We start from the raw sequence: 16387 nt of genomic DNA on the forward strand, positions 1-16387 counted from the left end.
ACCAAATTTGGCCGACGCCGATATGGTCGGAAAACAGGTCAAAGCTAGTAAAATCTTCTCCGCTGCTTATGACATACTGTCCCGATCGGCAAGGATGTTTCGCATCTGCTGGAGGTTGCACCCGCTCCGGTCGTTGACTTACACCAGTGCATTGCCTATCGGTTTTGCACCGCTTAAATCATGCTGTTTGCATCAAGATGGTCGTAATGACATCCATGAATATCGAAGAGTCTACCTCGGGCGGCTTTGCGTCGCTGATTGAACTGGACATGGATATCCGCACCTTCGCGTCCGACTGGAGTCATTGCGACCGGATGTCGTCCTACATCGCGCGCATGGTGAGCCATAACAGGTCCGACAGCCTGTTTTACTCCAATCTGTTCTCCTCGGCATTCAACGAATTGCTGGAAACCGTCTTCCGCACCCATGGCGAGGACGGAAACTTTCTATGCCGGGTTGCGCGCAAGGGCGAGTTGGATCGCATCGAGCTTTCCGTCCCCTGCAGCGACGAGCAGATCAGTTTTTACACGACCGCCGTGGCCCTGATCAACGATGGGGAGGTCGTGGAACGCTATCGGCAGATGCTGTTTTCCGAAGACGCGCTCGACCCGCGCATCGGCCTGCTGGAACTCGCGGTCGATTATGCTGCCAAGATCTCCGTGGTCCCAACAGGCGATCGCATGATCAAGATCACCATAGACCTGGCTTTGGAGCCGAGGGAACATTGATGTCGAGACAATCTCAACCCAGTTTCTCGTTCCGGTTCGATGAAAACAATCAGGAACTGTCCATAAGCGGCAGCATGCGGCCGCAATATGCGGAGGAACTTGACAGCTGCGTGAAGATGGTCGAGACCGCCGTCGCGGGTATGCGCGGCACCATCTATGTCAATGTCAAGCGGCTGGTGCGGCTGAACAATCTGGCATTCCACGTGCTGGGCGGGCTGCTGGTGCGACTGTGCGACGAGCGGCCGGATCTCAGGATCACCGTCGTGACCTCCAGCGTGGTCGGCTGGTCGACGCGCAAGTTCGGCGCGTTGCGCGAGCGAAATGCCAAGATCAATGTCGAGAAATACGACAACGATTTCTATCCCGGCCAGTCATTCGTCGAAAACAGCGACTTCATCCATGTTCTGCGCACGCAGACCAAGATGACCTGGCGCCATGAGAAGAGCATCCTGCCGCGCCACGGCATGCGGCCCGGCCTGAACATTGCCGATATCTGCTGTGGCATCGGCGATTTCGCCGTGCTGCTGCAGAAGGAATTCCAGCCGGCCCGCCTCGTGGCCCTGGACCATTCGCGCTCCAGCCTCGCCTATGCCCGCAAGGTGGCGTCTGACTTCGGCATCAACGGTATCGAATATATCTACGGCGACGCCTCGGACATGTTGCTGGAAGACAACCAGTTCGACTTCGTCACATGCCGCCATTCGCTGCAAGTGTTCGACCGGCCGGAGCTGATCCTCAAGGAACTGTTCCGCATCTGCAAGCCGGGCGGGCGGGTCTATGTGACGAACGAGAAGAACTCCCACTGCCTCGGCGAGCCGCGCGGCGAAACCATCCAGTGGACCTATAACGAGGTGGCCAAGCTCTGGCATCACTTCAAGATGGACATCGAATGCGGCCCGAAGAGCCGTCGCCTGCTGATGGATACCGGCTTCGACGACGTGCAGATGGAAAGCTTCATGGTGACCAATATGGATGGCGATCCGCAAGACTTCGCCGACATCATCGAGTCCTGGAAGAACCTTTTCGCAGGCGACATGGCCAACCAGCGTGGCGACAGCCCTGAATTCATCGAGCGCTTCAAACGCGGCTTCGACGACCACATCTTCGCGGCGCTGCATCCCAAGGGATATGCCGGCTGGCCGATTTGGGTGGCATCGGGACGGAAACCGCTATGACCGACGCAATTTCCCAACAGCAGACGGCCAAAGTGGGGCGCTGGTCGGCGCGCAGCTTCCGGGCGAAGTTCATCCTGGTGGTGGGCGCGGCTGTCCTGTTCGACCTGCTCCTCAGCGGCGGCATCGCTATCTGGAACGTGCAGCATCTCTCGCGCGATGCGGCCAATCAGGTCGGTGAGGGCCTGACCGAGGCCAACCAGGAATATCTGAAGACCTATATCGAAGCGACCGCGCTGCGCGCCGACCTGCTGCTGGACCGTGTCCACTCAGACGTCACCACGCTCGCAAACACGATGCAGACGCTGATCGACAATCCCGATGTCGAAAACGCCGTGGGTCGCGCCTTCGAGTCGAGCCCCGCCTTCACCACGCCGCTCGCCTATGACACCAAGGGTGGATGGGCGCAGAACCAGGCAGGCGCACCCTCCGCCGTCAGCGTCTGGGGCTATCTGCTCGACCAGGACAAGCGACCCGTGCCCGCGGCGGAACAGGAAGTGCGCAACAGCGCCATTCTAAGCCTCATCGGGCCTGCCCTGATGAACACCGGCGCACCGAAGCTGCAGATGTATTATGTCGGTCCCAAGGACGCCTCGATCATGCGGGCGACGCCTTATTCCGAGCAGGCACAGACCTTCGATAAGCTCTATCCGGGTCATAATGGCGGGCCGAACTTCTGGGATTTCTTCTTCCCCGGCGTCTATGAGGGCTGGCAATCCTGGATCGCCAACCCCGCGTCGCGGCCGGTGGCATCCCAGATCGTCACGACCGCACCCTATATCGACGCGATCACCGGCAAGCTGATCGTCAGCTTCTTCCACCCGCTCTGGACCCAGGACCGCAAGGACGTGGCCGGCATGGCCGCCGTGGATGTGACGCTGGACCAACTTGCAGATCTCGTCGAAAGCGTCGCCATCGCGGAAACTGGCTTCGGCTTCCTGGCGATGTCGAACGGCAATGTGATTGCGACCAACGAAATTGGCACGAAGACGCTGGGCCTCAAGTCCAGCGACCAGAGTGGCCAGGGCGTGACGGGCGTGGACCGCTCACTGCGCAACTCCACCCAGCCGTCAATCGCAGCGCTGGCGCTACCGTCTGACGAGCACACCCAATTGCTGCATGTGATGCTGAATCGTGACGGCGTGGAGGTGCCCCATCTCGTGGTGCTGAAGCAGTTGCGGCCGGGCAATCTCTGGGACGGCAAGACCATCGTGAAAGACACGATGACGCTTGGCTTCGTGGTGTCCGAACAGGAGATCTATGGCTCCCTGATGGCGGCACAGGAGGGGATCTCCAACGCCACCTCGCGGATCGTCAATTACCAGATCATCGCGGTCCTAGTCAGCCTGGCGATCGTCTTCGTCGCCGTCTTCGCCGTATCCGGCCGCATTACCGCCGGTCTCAGCGCGCTTGCGGAGGCAGCGCGCCGGCTGCAGAACAAGGACTATTCGGTGCGCGTCAACGTGCCCACACGCGACGAGGTCGGCGAGGTGGGTGTCGCCTTCAACCGCATGGCCGAGGAAATCAGCTACCACACTGAAAATCTAGAACGGCTTGTCGATGAGCGCACGCGGGCGCTGGAGCAGGCCAACCACGAGATCACCACGCTCAATGAGCGGCTGAAGAACGAAAACCTGCGGCTTGGCGCCGAACTCGACGTGGCGCGCCAGATCCAGTCCATGGTGCTGCCGAAAGTGGCGGAGCTCGACGGCATCGCCGAAGTGGAGATCGCCGGCTTCATGCAGCCGGCCGATGAGGTCGGCGGCGATTACTACGACGTGCTGCAGGATGGCGGCCGCATCAAGGTGGGCATCGGCGACGTCACCGGCCACGGGCTGGAAAGCGGCGTGCTGATGCTGATGGTGCAATCCGTGGCGCGGGCGCTGCAGGAAAAGGGTGGCGGCGACGCCAAGGATTTCCTCGAAGTGCTGAACCGCGCGATCTACAAGAACATCGCCCGGACGGAATCCGACAAGCATCTGACGCTTGCCTTCCTCGACTACGAAGACCAGAAGGTGACGCTGACCGGGCAGCACGAGGAGGTGCTTGTTGTGCGCAAGACCGGCAAGGTCGAGCGGATCGATACCGGCAATCTCGGCTTCCCGATCGGGCTGGAAGGCGACATCTCGCCCTTCGTCGACAGCATGGAGATCGACTTCGATACCGGCGACATCATCATTCTCTATACAGACGGCGTGACGGAAGCCGAAAGCCCTGAGGGCGAGCTGTTCGGCCTGGACCGGCTTTGCGACAGTGCCGAAGCCTATCGGGGCGGCAGCGCCGAGGTCATCGTCAAGGGCATCATCAGCGACCTGATGGCCCATATCGGCACCCAGAAGGTACACGACGACATAACTCTCGTAGTGATGAGGCATCGCTGAGCACATGGCAGAGGTTTTCGGCAGCAACGATATCGGTCAGCAAGATCAGGCGCATGTCTGCAATCTCAAGCTGACCGAGGGCGAACTGGGCATCAGCTGGCATCATTGCAGCCTGACGTCGGATTTCATTGGCGATTTCTTCGTGGCGAGCCTCAAGGCATCGGGCCACGATGCCAATGAGGCGCGCCATGGCATCAGCTACATGGTCAACGAGCTTCTGGAAAACAGCGTGAAGTTTCGCGCCCCGAGTGATATCAGCGTCAGGGCCGCGCTCGGCGATGGGACATTCCTAGTCACGGTCAACAACCTGATCCGGCCCGAGACCGCCGAAAGGTTCAAAGCGCTGCTCACCGAACTCCTGGCACGCGATCCAGGCGAATTGCTGATCGAGCGGATCGAGCAGAATGCCGCCGATCCGAACTCCAGCAGTTCCGGGCTTGGTTTGTTGACGCTGATGAATGATTATGGTGCCCAATTGAGCTGGGCATTCGAGGATGCGGGCGACAAGGGTCTCGTGCGGCTGGAAACCCAGGCCGCGCTACCTCTTTGATAGATATTTTTGCAAGGACGACCCCTACTATGGACATCAAGACCAAGGAATACCGCGTGTGGCGCGAAGAAGCGACGATCCACTACGAGGGAACGATGCGCCTGTCCGGCACGGAGGCCTATGCTCCCATCCTGGAACTGATGGATGATGTCCTCAAATCCCAGCCCGAGGTGATCACGCTCGATCTCACGGAACTGCAGTTCCTCAACAGCTCCGGCATCAACCTGCTCGCAAAATTCACGATCGAGGTCCGCAAGCAGCCGCAGGTCGGGCTGGCGGTCAAGGGATCATCGAAAATCCCGTGGCAGTCGAAATCGCTGCCCAACCTCAAGAAGCTCTATCCAGCCGTCCAACTGACCATCGGCTGATACCCGTCCGCCTCCCCGCCCGATCGTTAGCTGATTGACCTTCGGCGCCCCGCGGCGAAGGCTTAGGGATAATTGCGTGTGCGGCGCAGTTGCCGCGGCGGCGCCGTTCCCAGCGGCCTCCGTCAGGCTTGTCTCGCTTTGCCCTGCGCCGAATCCCCCAACGGACCAAAATCCGTATCCGGATTTCGAGGGCAAGTCATTGTATCTGTTGAAGGTAAATGGTGCTGCTAGAGAGATTTGAACTCTCGGCCTCTCCCTTACCAAGGGAGTGCTCTACCCCTGAGCTATAGCAGCCAGTTGCGAAGCGGCGTGTCAGCCGCTGCAAGCGAGCCGCCTATTGCCATAGCTTGACGGGGAGCGCAAGCCGCAAATCGCAGATGCTGTGAACTAATCTGCAAATCTCGTGGAAGTCTTTAGTTTCTGGCCGTTTTCCGCTATGCAGCCGCCATGGATGATAAACAGCGCATTCCTGTATCAGGTGGAAAAACCGAGATGACTGACGAATCGGTGCCCGCAGCGGCATCGCCTGTCATGGCACAGCCCACGGAGGCCGAGCGCCGCCGGCTGCGCCAGGCGCAGAAACTGCGCGAAAACCTGCAGCGCCGGAAACAGCAGCTGCGCTCCCGCCGGGCCGGTGATGCCGATGAGACGGAAGGCCTGCCTGGCGCATCCCCTGGTTCTGCGGCCATGGCCACCTCCTCCCAGGCCGGGGATTGACGCTCTGCACGCGCCGAATTGAACCCCAAGGCCTTTTCGTCTAAAGACGCCCATTCGTCCCGTACAGGGACAAAATCATAGAGAAAGGCGGGCACAGCCCGTAGGCACCACATGGATCGCATCAGGATAGTCGGCGGCAACAGGCTCAACGGCGTCATTCCGATTTCGGGCGCCAAGAATGCCGCCCTTCCCCTCATGATCGCCTCGCTTCTGACCAGCGATACCCTGACGCTCGAAAACGTGCCACATCTGGCAGATGTCGAGCAGTTGCTGCGCATCCTCGGAAATCACGGCGTCGATGTCTCGGTCAATGGTCGCCGCGAGCACCAGGACGGCTCCTATGCCCGCACCATCCATTTCACCTGCCGCACCATCGTCGATACCACCGCGCCCTATGAGCTGGTGTCGAAGATGCGCGCCAGCTTCTGGGTCATCGGTCCGCTGCTTGCTCGCGAAGGCAGAGCCCGTGTTTCGCTGCCCGGCGGCTGCGCCATCGGCACGCGCCCCGTGGACCTTTTCATCGAGGGTCTCGCCGCCCTGGGTGCCCAGATGGAAATCGATGGCGGCTATATCAATGCCACCGCGCCGAAGGGCGGGCTGATCGGCGCGCACTACACCTTCCCCAAGGTCTCGGTCGGCGCCACCCATGTGATGCTGATGGCGGCGTCGCTGGCCCGCGGCACCACCGTGATCGGCAATGCCGCGCGTGAGCCTGAAATTGTCGATCTCGCCAATTGCCTCAATGCCATGGGTGCGCGCATTTCCGGCGCCGGCACCTCCACGATCACCATCGAGGGTGTTTCCAGCCTCTCGGGCGCGCGCCACCGCGTGCTGCCGGATCGCATCGAGACCGGCACCTATGCCATGGCGGTCGCCATGACCGGCGGCGACGTGACGCTGCAGGGCACCGACGGCACGCTGTTGGAAACGGCGCTGGAGACCATCCGCCGCGCCGGCGCAGAGATCACCATGGTCGATGGCGGCATCCGCGTGATCGGCCATGGCGACGACATCCGCCCCGTCGATATCGTCACCGAGCCCTTCCCCGGCTTCCCCACCGATCTGCAGGCACAGTTCATGGGTCTCATGACCCGGGCCAAGGGCGTCTCGCATGTCACCGAGACGATCTTCGAAAACCGGTTCATGCATGTGCAGGAACTGGCCCGGCTCGGCGCCAAAATCAGCCTGAACGGCCAGACGGCGCGGATCGAAGGCGTGAGCCGGCTGAAAGGCGCGCCGGTCATGGCGACAGACCTGCGCGCATCGGTTTCGCTTGTCATCGGCGGCCTTGCGGCGGAAGGCGAAACCATCGTCAACCGGGTCTATCACCTCGACCGCGGCTTCGAGCGGCTGGAGGAAAAGCTGACCCGGTGCGGCGCGATCGTCGAGCGCGTCAGCGAATAGCCGGAATTTTGCCGTGTGGCCCCGGAAACGCGTTGCTTCCGGCGCCGCAGCAACCTATGTCGTGATGAGAGGGACCGAGGCAGGCATTCGGTCCAGTGGGGCGATAGAATGACCAGTCTCAAGCTTCAGGCACTCGATCAGGACGATCTGGCGGTCATATCCGCCCATGTGCAGGATGCGGTTCTGCGCGTCGGCGACATTTCCTTCCTGCCGAAGTCGCAGCAGTTTTCGCTCGCGGTCAACCGCTTCGTTTGGGAAGCCGCCGAGGGCCAGCGGAAGAATTTCGAGCGGCGCCGTGCGGTGCTGACCTTCAAGCGCGTGGCCTCCGTGCGCTCCATCGGATTTGACCGCGGCAAGCCGACGGAGATCTTGAGCCTTCTTGCCCTGCGCTTCATGCAGCAGGGCGAAGGCCCTGATGGCACGATGGAGCTGGTGCTGTCGGGCGGCGGCATGATCGCGCTCGACATGGAATGTATCGAACTGCAGCTTGCCGATACCGGCGGCGCGTGGGAAACCAGCCACAAACCCAGCCATCCCGGCGATTGAGGCCATCCCGCGGCCCGCGCCTTCAAGGGGCAGAGGTTCGACAAGACGAGCGGTCCCGATGCGGACCGCATGAAGAGGATAAGACGAGAGTGGCAATCTGGCTCGAGCAGTCATCGGCGGAATTCAACGAGCGGTTCTCCGCCTTCCTGACGACCAAGCGCGAAGTGTCGGAAGACGTCAATGCGGTGGTGAAAACCATCATCCATGAGGTGCGCATGCGCGGCGATGCAGCGCTGGCCGACTATTCCCTGCGCTTTGACGGCATCGATTTTTCCGTCTCGCCGATGCGCGTGACGGAGGCCGAAATCGATGCGGCGGTGGCCGGGATTTCCCCAGAACTGATGGATGCCCTGAAGCTCGCCGCCGAGCGGATCGAAAAGCACCATGCCCGCCAGATGCCCAAGGACGATTTCTACGAGGACGCGATCGGCGTCGGCTTGGGATCACGCTGGACCGCGATCGAAGCGGTCGGCCTCTATGTGCCCGGCGGCACGGCGAGCTATCCGAGTTCGGTGCTGATGAATGCCGTGCCGGCCCGCGTTGCCGGTGTACCGCGCATCGTCATGGTAGTTCCGGCCTCGGGCGGCACGATCAACCCGACCGTGCTCGCTGCCGCGCGCATCGCCGGCGTTGAGGAGATATACCGCATCGGCGGCGCCCAGGCCGTAGCCGCGCTGGCCTATGGCACGGAGACCATCGCCCCGGTCGCCAAGATCGTCGGGCCTGGCAATGCCTATGTGGCCGCCGCCAAGCGCCAGGTTTTCGGCACCGTCGGCATCGACATGATTGCCGGCCCTTCGGAAGTTCTCGTCATCGCCGATGGCAACAACAATCCGGACTGGCTCGCTGCCGATCTGCTGGCGCAGGCGGAGCATGACCCCGGCGCGCAATCGATCCTGATCACCGACAGCGTCGACATGGGCAAGGCGGTTGAAGCCGCCGTCGAGCGTCAGCTGAAGACGCTTTCGCGCGCAGAAACGGCCACCGCAAGCTGGCGGGATTTCGGCGCCATCATCCATGTTGAACAGTTGAAAGATTCGGTGCCGCTTGCCAATCGCATTGCCGCCGAGCATCTGGAACTGGCCGTGGACGACCCCGATGCCTTGATGGCGGGCATCCGCAATGCCGGCGCCATCTTTGTCGGTCGTCACACGCCGGAAGTGATCGGCGATTATGTCGGCGGATCGAACCACGTGCTGCCGACGGCGCGCTCGGCGCGCTTTTCCTCCGGCCTGTCCGTCATGGATTTCGTCAAGCGCACCTCCGTGCTGCGGCTCGGACCCGAGCAGCTTCGCTTGCTCGCGCCGGCGGCCATCACCCTTGCCAAGAGCGAGGGGCTGGACGCCCACGGTCGCTCCGTCGCCATCCGGCTCAATCTCGCGGAGTAAGGGATGGCAAAGGGCGACTTCAGGCTCTGTGACGTCGTGCTGGACGACACCATCGGCCGTTCGACGCCCGATGTCGAACACGAGCGGGCGGTCGCCATCTTCGACCTGATCGAGGACAACCGCTTCGAGCCTGTCGGCCATGCGGGTGGACCTTACAAGCTGCTTTTGTCCCTGATCGACAGCAAGCTGGTCTTCGCCATCAAGACCGAGGCCGGCGAGGACGTCGCCACCCATATCCTCTCGCTCACGCCGTTTCGCCGGATCATCAAGGATTACTTCATGATCTGCGAAAGCTATTATGAGGCGATCCGCTCGGCGACGCCAAGCCAGATCGAGGCGATCGACATGGGCCGCCGCGGCATCCACAATGACGGTTCGCAGACGCTGATGGATCGGCTCTCCGGCAAGATTAAGCTCGATTTCGATACCGCGCGGCGTCTCTTCACGCTGGTCTGCGTGCTGTACTGGCGGGGCTAGCCCTTGATGGCGGCACCAGGCGCATCCGAGAGCGGCAGCAGAAGACCGGGCGCCATTCTCTTTATGTGCGGGATGAACTCCATCCGCTCGCCCATGGCCGAAGCGATCGCCCGCAACATCATGCCCCAGGGCACCTATGTGGCGTCCGCCGGGGTGCGACATGGGGAGCGCGATCCTTTCGTTGATGCGGTGCTGGAGGAAATCGGACTGTCGCTCGGCCGCAGGCAGCCGCAATCCCTTGATGAGTTGGAGGATGACTTCTTCGATCTCATCGTGACGCTGGCGCCGGAAGCCCATCATGCGGCGCTGGAACTCACCCGATCCAACGCGGTGGATGTGGAATACTGGCCGATGCCCGATCCGACGGTGGCAACGGGCACGCGCGAGCAGATCCTGGATGCCTATCGAGAGGTGCGCGACCGCCTGTCCCGGCTCATCGAGGAGCGTCTGCTGCATGGCGAAAACGCCCCCGGCGTGGGTTCTTGAAACAAATTCCAAAAGCCCGATCTACAAGGTTCACAAAAGCGCCCCGATTGTGTAGTTTCCGCCCACATTTTAAGGCGGCCCGATCGGCATGCCCAAAACCCAGGAAGACAACCCCTCTATGGCTAAAGAAGAAGTCCTCGAATTTCCCGGCGTCGTCACGGAATTGCTGCCGAATGCGACGTTCCGGGTAAAGCTCGAAAACGAACATGAAATCATTGCCCACACCGCAGGCCGCATGCGCAAGAACCGTATCCGCGTTCTGGCGGGCGACAAGGTGCTGGTGGAAATGACCCCCTACGACCTGACCAAGGGCCGTATCACCTATCGCTTCAAGTAAGCCGCCCGTTCTGCGCACCAGCATATCAGAGGCATCATGGAGCTGAGACAGAAGCTGATACTGGCCTCCGGTTCGCCGAGACGGCTCGACCTGCTCCGACAGATCGGCATCGAGCCCACGCGGCTGATGCCGATGGATCTCGACGAGACGCCGAAGAAATCGGAACATCCGCGTTCCCTGGCCCGCCGACTGTCGACAGACAAGGCGGAAGCGGCGCTGAAGGAGATCAAGGGCGAGCCGATGTGGCGTGACAGCTACATCCTCGCCGCGGATACCGTCGTGGCCGTCGGCCGGCGCATTCTGCCCAAGGCTGAATATATCGAGGAGGCCTCATCCGCCCTGCATCTCTTGTCGGGACGCAGCCACTGGGTGTTCACCGGCATCTGCCTGGTGACCCCGGACCGCAAGGTTCGCCAGAAGATCGTGGAAACCAAGGTGCGCTTCAAGCGTTTGTCCGGTCAGGATATCGAAAGCTATCTCGCCTCCGGCCAGTGGCGCGGCAAGGCCGGCGCCTATGCCATCCAGGGCATTGCCGGCAGCTTCGCTCAGAAACTGGTGGGCTCTTACACCAACGTGGTGGGTCTGCCCTTGTTTGAAACCGCGCAACTGCTCAACGGAGAGGGCTTCGACATCCATAGCGGATGGATGGAAGGCTAGACGACAATGCAGGATGACAATCCAAGCCGAAGCGCCAAGATCGAACCCTTGCGCAAGACCCGGCCCTGCCCCGAATGCAACAGGCCGTCGACCCGGGAGAATTACCCCTTCTGCTCGGATCGCTGCCGAAACCTCGACCTGTCACGCTGGCTGAAGGGCAGTTATGCCATTCCGGTGGCGGATGACGAGTCCAGCGCAGACGAAGACGGGCGCAACTGACGCCCCTCCCGGCGGCGACGGGGCCTGCGATCCCGTTGTTCGCATTGCCTTTTCCACCTTTTTCACATGTTCTTCAAAAAAGTGCGCGCAAGCGCTGGACATGTCCGAACAAGATGTTATAACCCCGCTCGCTCCCGGGGACACAGCGCCTCGACCGGCCGGAAACGGCCAATAGGTCTCTCAGAGGCCGGATGCCCGGATAGCTCAGTTGGTAGAGCAGCGGATTGAAAATCCGCGTGTCGGTGGTTCAAATCCGCCTCCGGGCACCATTCATTTTCACCCATAATGTCTTGTTCTATGCGTGCTGTACGTTTTTGCTTTAGGCGCTCGATGTCCGTGAGCCAACGTCTAACCGGTGGGAACTGTATGCCGGATCGCACAGATCGATATAGCACTGCCTCAGCACTTGCAGATACATATTAAAATACCTATGTAATTGGGGTATCCCAACGCTCAAAGGTATCTCCATGCAGGTCCGCGATATCACCCCCAATTTTCACGTTACCGGGCAATTGCGTCCGGCGGATATCTCGAAAGCGGCCGAGGCCGGTTATTGCGCTGTCATCTGCATGCGGCCGGATGGCGAGGGATGGGGGCAGCCGAAGTTCTCGGAAATCGAGGCCGCTGGCAAAGCGAGCAATATCGCCGTGCATTATATTCCCGTCGGTGGGCCGGCCGTGCCGATGGAGCAGGCCCGCAAACTGCGCGCCCTTCTCAATGAGACCGAGGGTCCCGTGCTGGCCTTCTGCGCATCTGGGCAGCGATGCGCCGGGCTCTACCAGATGGCGCAGCAATTTGGCGGCTGACGCAGGAACGTGCCTCCCGAGACAGAGCAAAGCTTCGCTCAAGTTTTGACCGCTAGACCGGTATAGCTCCAGATCCGTGGCCGGCCCCAACAAGGGCGCGGCCGTGGCCTGTGGAGCCCGCTTGGCATGCCGGGAGCGACCCCGACATGGGGCGGCAAAGCGAAGAGAGGCCAGGCATGACGAAGCTATCCGTTTGCATTCCCGTCGAACCGGGCGTTTCGCCACCACTTCATCTTGTCGGTGCCCTGCTGGAAAACCGGGCTTCGGATCTGGACATCATCGTTGCCTATCTCGATGCGGCCGATATCACGACACTCAGCGAAATCGCCGACAGGGATAGCCGGCTGAAGCTTCTGGCCCCCGCTTCCGCCAATATGTCGGCCGCCGGCCTCTGGCTCCATGCGGCGACAGCGGCAACCGGCGACTGGATCACGCTGGTCTATCCCGATGACATGCTGGAGCCCGATTTCCCCAGTCTCCTGCCCTATGTCGAGCGGGAATATCCGCATGCCGATGCCCTGGCCTGGAATGCCTTCCAGATCGCGCCCGATGCGTCCCCACACATCAAGACCAATGTTCCCCTGCCGATCGTGCACCACGTGTCGGAGGTGGACAAGACACAGATGCTGCAGGCCTTCTTCCAGTGGGTCGAATGCCAGCGCACGCCGCGCATGCCCTTCGGCCTCTACCATGGCGCAATCAAGCGCAGCCTGAGGGATGCCATTCTTGTCGCCACCGGGCCGCTCAGCTGGCTGACACCGGTGCCGCAATATGAGTGGGCAGCGCGAGTAGCCGTCTTTGCCGGCGGATTTGCGCTGGCCAACCGGCCGCTCTCGGCCGCCAGCATCGAGCCCTTCCGCGCGCGCCGCATTCCCTCGGCCCTGCAGGGCTTTCCTTTCGATGCGAGCCTGGGGCTCACCGCCGCGATCGCCGAGGTGCAGGCCCGCGTGTTGCATGAGCTCGGCGCGGAGTGGAACGGCTTCAACGAAGATTTCGTGCGTGCCTGCATGCTGGACTGCATGCTGGAACATGACAATGCCGCCTTCCTGCCGAAATGCCAGGGCTATTACGCCGCCTTCCACCGGATGCCCGGTGGTGCGGAACTGGCGCCCCGGTTCCAGCCGCAGTATCTCAGCCAGCCACCGGCCGATACGCGCCGCGGCGTCTATGGCAAGACCCTGCTGGTCGATCGCTTCATCGGCGGCGCCCGCACGGCCCAGGACTTCTATCGGGTCGTGAAGATGATGATGACCCCCATTGCCATCATCACGGAAAATCCCGAACTCCTGATGGAAAGCGCCAACCCGAACAGTCTGGTACCCGCGGCATGAACGCGCGCATTCTCTATACAAAACCATCCATTACGGCGCTTGAAGTCCAGTATGCCACGGACGCAGCCGCCAATGGCTGGGGACCGCAATGCTACGACTACATCATCAGGCTCGAAAGCCAGTTTCGCGAGCATCTCGGAACCCGCTTCGCCATCGCCACGTCGAGCTGCACCGGCGCCACGCACATGGGCCTTGCCGCGCTGGGCGTGGGTCCTGGCGACGAGGTGATCCTCGCGGATACCAACTGGATTGCGACCGCCGCGCCTGTGACGCATCTCGGCGCCACACCCGTTTTCGTCGATATCGATCCCGTCAGCTGGTGCATCGATCCTGAGGCTGCGGAAAGGGCGATCACGCCGCGGACCAAGGCGATCATCGCCACTCATATCTATGGCAACCTTGCCGACATCGATGCCCTCATGGATATCGGCAAGCGCTATGGCATTGCGGTGATTGAAGATAGCGCCGAAGCCTTGGGTTCAGTTACCCATGGCCGGCGCGCAGGTTCGGTCGGCCTGTTCGGCACCTTCTCCTTTCACGGCACCAAGACGATCACGACAGGCGAAGGCGGCATGTTCGTCACCAGTGACGAAGCGCTGTATGAAAAGGTGCTGATGCTGAGCAATCACGGCCGTTCCCGGCATCAGATGAAGCAGTTCTGGCCGGATGCCGTCGGGTTCAAGTACAAGATGCCGAACATCGCTGCGGCTCTCGGTTGCGCCCAGATGGAGCGCATCGAGGAACTGACCGCGCGCAAGCGAGAGATTTTCGCTCGCTACCGCACTTATCTCGCAGGCATCGACGGCATCTCGCTCAATCCGGAGCCGCTTGGCACAGTGAACGGCGCCTGGATGCCGACCGCTGTCCTGGCACCCGAACTCGGCATTTCGCGGGAGGACATGATGGCCGCCTTCACGGCCGACAACATCGATGCCCGGGTCTTCTTCTATCCGCTGTCCAGCCTGCCGATGTTCACGCCGCAGCTGGAAAATGTCCATGCCTATGACATTCCCGGCCGGGCGATCAATCTGCCGAGCTACCACGACATGAGCGAGGACGACATCGCGCGGGTATCGGGCATCATGCTTGCGCTTGTTTCCAAAGCGAGAGAAGCAGCTTCCAGCCTCCCATCGAAACGCCGCGGCAAGCGCCCTGCCTAAACCCAAGCCGCATTCGTATCCGTATCCCAATAAGGTTTGCCAGTTTCATGACCACCAAAGACGATCGCCAGGAATTCGAAGCTCGCAAGCGCGAGATGAGCCTTGCGCTCGGCCAGGACGAGGCCGCCTTCAACCAGGCCCTGGATACGATCGTCACCTTGGACAAATACGACTACTCCTATCTCTGGTCGTGGATGGGCCTGCCGATCATCCAGATGCCGGCAGACGTGATGGCGACCCAGGAAGTGATTTGGGCCACCAAGCCCGACGTCATTGTGGAGACCGGCGTCGCCCGCGGCGGCTCGATGATCTTCCAGGCGTCCCTCCTACAACTGATCGGCAAGGGCAAGGTGGTCGGCGTCGATATCGATATCCGCGCCCACAACCGGCAGGCGATCGAAACCCACCCGCTGGCGCACCGCGTTGAACTGATCGAGGGGCCGTCTACGGCGCCGGAAACCATGGCCAAGGTCAAGGCGTCGATCCCCGCAGGTGCGACGGTTATGGTTATCCTCGACAGCGATCATAGCCGTGCCCATGTGCTGGACGAACTCCGCCACTATGCACCGCTGGTCACGGAGGGTCAGTATCTGGTTGTTGCCGACACGCTTCTCGGCCGCAGCAGACCGGAACAGGTTCCCACCAAGCGGTCCAAGGTGCTCTACCCGGGCGACGAGCCGCTAACCGCGCTTCATGATTACCTCAAGGAAACCGAGCGCTTCGTGCCGGATGACGTGATCAACGGCAAGCTGGTGCTGTCGAGCTCTCCGGGGGGGTATATGAGGTGCGTTCGTCCCTGACATCGTGTCCTTGCATACCGAGTCTTCGTCGATATCGATGGAAAGGGCCGTGACGTGCTCTTTCTGGAACGCGTGCTTTCGGACCTCCCTGCATGACAACAGTCGTCATCTCGCAGCCCATGCTGTTTCCCTGGCCGGGCTTCTTCGAGCAGCTATCCCTAGCAGATGTCTATATCCATCTAGATGATGCGCAATTCTCCAAGGGCAGCTTCACCAATCGTATCCAGGTCAAGTTTCCGGATGGCCGTCGCTGGATGACGGTTCCCTTGGCCGGCAAGGGCAGCTTCCAGCGAATTGCCGACCTGGAGGCCCAGGGAAGCGACTGGCGGCGCGGGCATCGGGACCTCCTGCGACAATCCCTGCGCGACGCGCCTTATCTCGGCGAGGCGCTCACCATCCTGGACGAGGTTTATCGACACGACAATCTCTGCGACCTGCTGATGGCGAGCATCGACATACCCGCACGCTATCTCGGCATTTCCCCCGGCAGAACGATCGCGCGCAGCAGTGGCCTGGAGATCGAAGGCAGTTCGTGGCCGCGCGTGCTTGCCATGGTCGAACGCGTCGACGGTAAGCGATACCTGACCGGTCATGGCGCCGCACGCTATCTCGACCATGAGGCTTTCAATGCAGCCGACGTTGCCGTGGACTATATCGATTACAGCCTAACGCCCTGGCCGCAGGGTCCAGGCGACTTTACGCCCTATGTGACGATCCTCGACCTGATCGCCCATACCGGCCCGCAAGCTCGCGACTACCTGAAGCCGCGCATCATTGACTGGCGGGACTTCCTGAAGCGTCGCGAAGGCTGATCATCGACATTGCAGATGCCTGGATACTCCAGGCATCTCAAGAGCTTA

Annotated in this window: 19 protein-coding genes and 2 tRNA genes; 20 read left to right on the forward strand and 1 reads right to left on the reverse strand. The window is 61.3% G+C overall.

The genetic code is table 11. The features are described from left to right. Positions 1–206: 206 nt before the first annotated feature. The 5 genes from B9A97_RS12865 to B9A97_RS12885 are packed head-to-tail and all read left to right on the forward strand — an operon-like array spanning position 207 to position 5199. Complete coding sequence (locus B9A97_RS12865; RefSeq protein WP_084365740.1) at positions 207–728, forward strand: hypothetical protein; 522 nt, start codon at positions 207–209, stop codon at positions 726–728. After that, the gene (locus tag B9A97_RS12870) at positions 728–1903 is read left to right on the forward strand and encodes a class I SAM-dependent methyltransferase (protein WP_084365741.1); all 1176 of its coding nucleotides are present in this window, start codon (positions 728–730) and stop codon (positions 1901–1903) included. Before B9A97_RS12865 ends, B9A97_RS12870 begins: the two co-directional genes overlap by 1 nt. After that, positions 1900–4281 carry a SpoIIE family protein phosphatase gene (locus B9A97_RS12875; RefSeq protein ID WP_084365742.1) on the forward strand — a complete coding sequence of 794 codons (2382 nt, stop codon included), beginning with the start codon at positions 1900–1902 and terminating at the stop codon, positions 4279–4281. Before B9A97_RS12870 ends, B9A97_RS12875 begins: the two co-directional genes overlap by 4 nt. Positions 4282–4285: 4 nt before the next feature. Next, positions 4286–4831 (forward strand): slr1658 superfamily regulator, encoded by a 546-nt coding sequence (locus B9A97_RS12880; RefSeq protein WP_244564207.1) that lies wholly within the window; start codon positions 4286–4288, stop codon positions 4829–4831. Between the two features lie 29 nt (positions 4832–4860). Then, entirely contained in the window at positions 4861–5199 is a 339-nt protein-coding gene (locus B9A97_RS12885; protein ID WP_084365743.1) for a slr1659 superfamily regulator, read from the forward strand. A gap of 219 nt (positions 5200–5418) precedes the next feature. Here the strand turns inward: B9A97_RS12885 and B9A97_RS12890 are convergent. Further along, positions 5419–5493: transfer RNA gene (locus B9A97_RS12890), tRNA-Thr, on the reverse strand. Positions 5494–5691: 198 nt separating this feature from the next. Between B9A97_RS12890 and B9A97_RS12895 the strand changes: the two genes are divergently transcribed. The 15 genes from B9A97_RS12895 to B9A97_RS12965 all read left to right on the forward strand — a co-directional run bounded on the left by B9A97_RS12895 (position 5692) and on the right by B9A97_RS12965 (position 16339). After that, positions 5692–5916: a hypothetical protein gene (locus tag B9A97_RS12895; protein WP_084365744.1), complete on the forward strand. Its 225-nt coding sequence runs from the start codon at positions 5692–5694 to the stop codon at positions 5914–5916. A 111-nt stretch (positions 5917–6027) separates the two neighbouring features. Then, positions 6028–7320: a UDP-N-acetylglucosamine 1-carboxyvinyltransferase gene (murA, locus tag B9A97_RS12900; RefSeq protein ID WP_084365745.1), complete on the forward strand. Its 1293-nt coding sequence runs from the start codon at positions 6028–6030 to the stop codon at positions 7318–7320. Between the two features lie 108 nt (positions 7321–7428). Further along, positions 7429–7866: a DUF2948 family protein gene (locus B9A97_RS12905; protein WP_084365746.1), complete on the forward strand. Its 438-nt coding sequence runs from the start codon at positions 7429–7431 to the stop codon at positions 7864–7866. An 89-nt stretch (positions 7867–7955) separates the two neighbouring features. Further along, positions 7956–9254, forward strand: coding sequence for a histidinol dehydrogenase (gene hisD / locus B9A97_RS12910; RefSeq protein WP_084365747.1), 1299 nt, complete (start codon positions 7956–7958; stop codon positions 9252–9254). 3 nt (positions 9255–9257) lie between these two features. Continuing rightward, a complete protein-coding gene (locus B9A97_RS12915) occupies positions 9258–9731 on the forward strand; it encodes a UPF0262 family protein (protein ID WP_084365748.1) in 474 nt (157 codons plus the stop codon). 6 nt (positions 9732–9737) lie between these two features. Continuing rightward, positions 9738–10217, forward strand: a complete 480-nt coding sequence (locus B9A97_RS12920) for an arsenate-mycothiol transferase ArsC (protein ID WP_084365749.1) — start codon at positions 9738–9740, stop codon at positions 10215–10217. Between the two features lie 118 nt (positions 10218–10335). Next, entirely contained in the window at positions 10336–10554 is a 219-nt protein-coding gene (gene infA / locus B9A97_RS12925) for a translation initiation factor IF-1 (RefSeq protein ID WP_004435948.1), read from the forward strand. Positions 10555–10590: 36 nt separating this feature from the next. Continuing rightward, positions 10591–11211, forward strand: coding sequence for a Maf-like protein (locus B9A97_RS12930; RefSeq protein WP_084365750.1), 621 nt, complete (start codon positions 10591–10593; stop codon positions 11209–11211). 6 nt (positions 11212–11217) lie between these two features. Further along, entirely contained in the window at positions 11218–11430 is a 213-nt protein-coding gene (yacG, locus tag B9A97_RS12935; protein WP_084365751.1) for a DNA gyrase inhibitor YacG, read from the forward strand. A gap of 193 nt (positions 11431–11623) precedes the next feature. Beyond that, positions 11624–11699: transfer RNA gene (locus B9A97_RS12940), tRNA-Phe, on the forward strand. A 198-nt stretch (positions 11700–11897) separates the two neighbouring features. Continuing rightward, positions 11898–12236 (forward strand): protein tyrosine phosphatase family protein, encoded by a 339-nt coding sequence (locus B9A97_RS12945; RefSeq protein WP_084365752.1) that lies wholly within the window; start codon positions 11898–11900, stop codon positions 12234–12236. A 176-nt stretch (positions 12237–12412) separates the two neighbouring features. Continuing rightward, positions 12413–13567, forward strand: coding sequence for a glycosyltransferase family protein (locus B9A97_RS12950; protein WP_084365753.1), 1155 nt, complete (start codon positions 12413–12415; stop codon positions 13565–13567). Next, positions 13564–14727, forward strand: a complete 1164-nt coding sequence (locus B9A97_RS12955) for a DegT/DnrJ/EryC1/StrS family aminotransferase (RefSeq protein WP_084365754.1) — start codon at positions 13564–13566, stop codon at positions 14725–14727. Before B9A97_RS12950 ends, B9A97_RS12955 begins: the two co-directional genes overlap by 4 nt. A 47-nt stretch (positions 14728–14774) precedes the next feature. Further along, the gene (locus tag B9A97_RS12960; protein ID WP_084365755.1) at positions 14775–15527 is read left to right on the forward strand and encodes a cephalosporin hydroxylase family protein; all 753 of its coding nucleotides are present in this window, start codon (positions 14775–14777) and stop codon (positions 15525–15527) included. 92 nt (positions 15528–15619) lie between these two features. Further along, positions 15620–16339, forward strand: coding sequence for a WbqC family protein (locus B9A97_RS12965; protein ID WP_084365756.1), 720 nt, complete (start codon positions 15620–15622; stop codon positions 16337–16339). Positions 16340–16387: the final 48 nt, after the last annotated feature.

Origin of the sequence: Rhizobium sp. RU36D (assembly GCF_900176345.1) — a bacterium.
Classification (GTDB): Bacteria; Pseudomonadota; Alphaproteobacteria; order Rhizobiales; family Rhizobiaceae; genus Allorhizobium.

Coding starts and splice junctions, on each gene's coding strand:
- B9A97_RS12865 (WP_084365740.1), top strand. CDS start 207: ATGACATCCATGAATATCGAAGAGTCTACCTCGGGCGGCTTTGCGTCG.
- B9A97_RS12870 (WP_084365741.1), top strand. CDS start 728: ATGTCGAGACAATCTCAACCCAGTTTCTCGTTCCGGTTCGATGAAAAC.
- B9A97_RS12875 (WP_084365742.1), top strand. CDS start 1,900: ATGACCGACGCAATTTCCCAACAGCAGACGGCCAAAGTGGGGCGCTGG.
- B9A97_RS12880 (WP_244564207.1), top strand. CDS start 4,286: ATGGCAGAGGTTTTCGGCAGCAACGATATCGGTCAGCAAGATCAGGCG.
- B9A97_RS12885 (WP_084365743.1), top strand. CDS start 4,861: ATGGACATCAAGACCAAGGAATACCGCGTGTGGCGCGAAGAAGCGACG.
- B9A97_RS12895 (WP_084365744.1), top strand. CDS start 5,692: ATGACTGACGAATCGGTGCCCGCAGCGGCATCGCCTGTCATGGCACAG.
- murA (WP_084365745.1), top strand. CDS start 6,028: ATGGATCGCATCAGGATAGTCGGCGGCAACAGGCTCAACGGCGTCATT.
- B9A97_RS12905 (WP_084365746.1), top strand. CDS start 7,429: ATGACCAGTCTCAAGCTTCAGGCACTCGATCAGGACGATCTGGCGGTC.
- B9A97_RS12915 (WP_084365748.1), top strand. CDS start 9,258: ATGGCAAAGGGCGACTTCAGGCTCTGTGACGTCGTGCTGGACGACACC.
- B9A97_RS12920 (WP_084365749.1), top strand. CDS start 9,738: ATGGCGGCACCAGGCGCATCCGAGAGCGGCAGCAGAAGACCGGGCGCC.
- infA (WP_004435948.1), top strand. CDS start 10,336: ATGGCTAAAGAAGAAGTCCTCGAATTTCCCGGCGTCGTCACGGAATTG.
- B9A97_RS12930 (WP_084365750.1), top strand. CDS start 10,591: ATGGAGCTGAGACAGAAGCTGATACTGGCCTCCGGTTCGCCGAGACGG.
- yacG (WP_084365751.1), top strand. CDS start 11,218: ATGCAGGATGACAATCCAAGCCGAAGCGCCAAGATCGAACCCTTGCGC.
- B9A97_RS12945 (WP_084365752.1), top strand. CDS start 11,898: ATGCAGGTCCGCGATATCACCCCCAATTTTCACGTTACCGGGCAATTG.
- B9A97_RS12950 (WP_084365753.1), top strand. CDS start 12,413: ATGACGAAGCTATCCGTTTGCATTCCCGTCGAACCGGGCGTTTCGCCA.
- B9A97_RS12955 (WP_084365754.1), top strand. CDS start 13,564: ATGAACGCGCGCATTCTCTATACAAAACCATCCATTACGGCGCTTGAA.
- B9A97_RS12960 (WP_084365755.1), top strand. CDS start 14,775: ATGACCACCAAAGACGATCGCCAGGAATTCGAAGCTCGCAAGCGCGAG.
- B9A97_RS12965 (WP_084365756.1), top strand. CDS start 15,620: ATGACAACAGTCGTCATCTCGCAGCCCATGCTGTTTCCCTGGCCGGGC.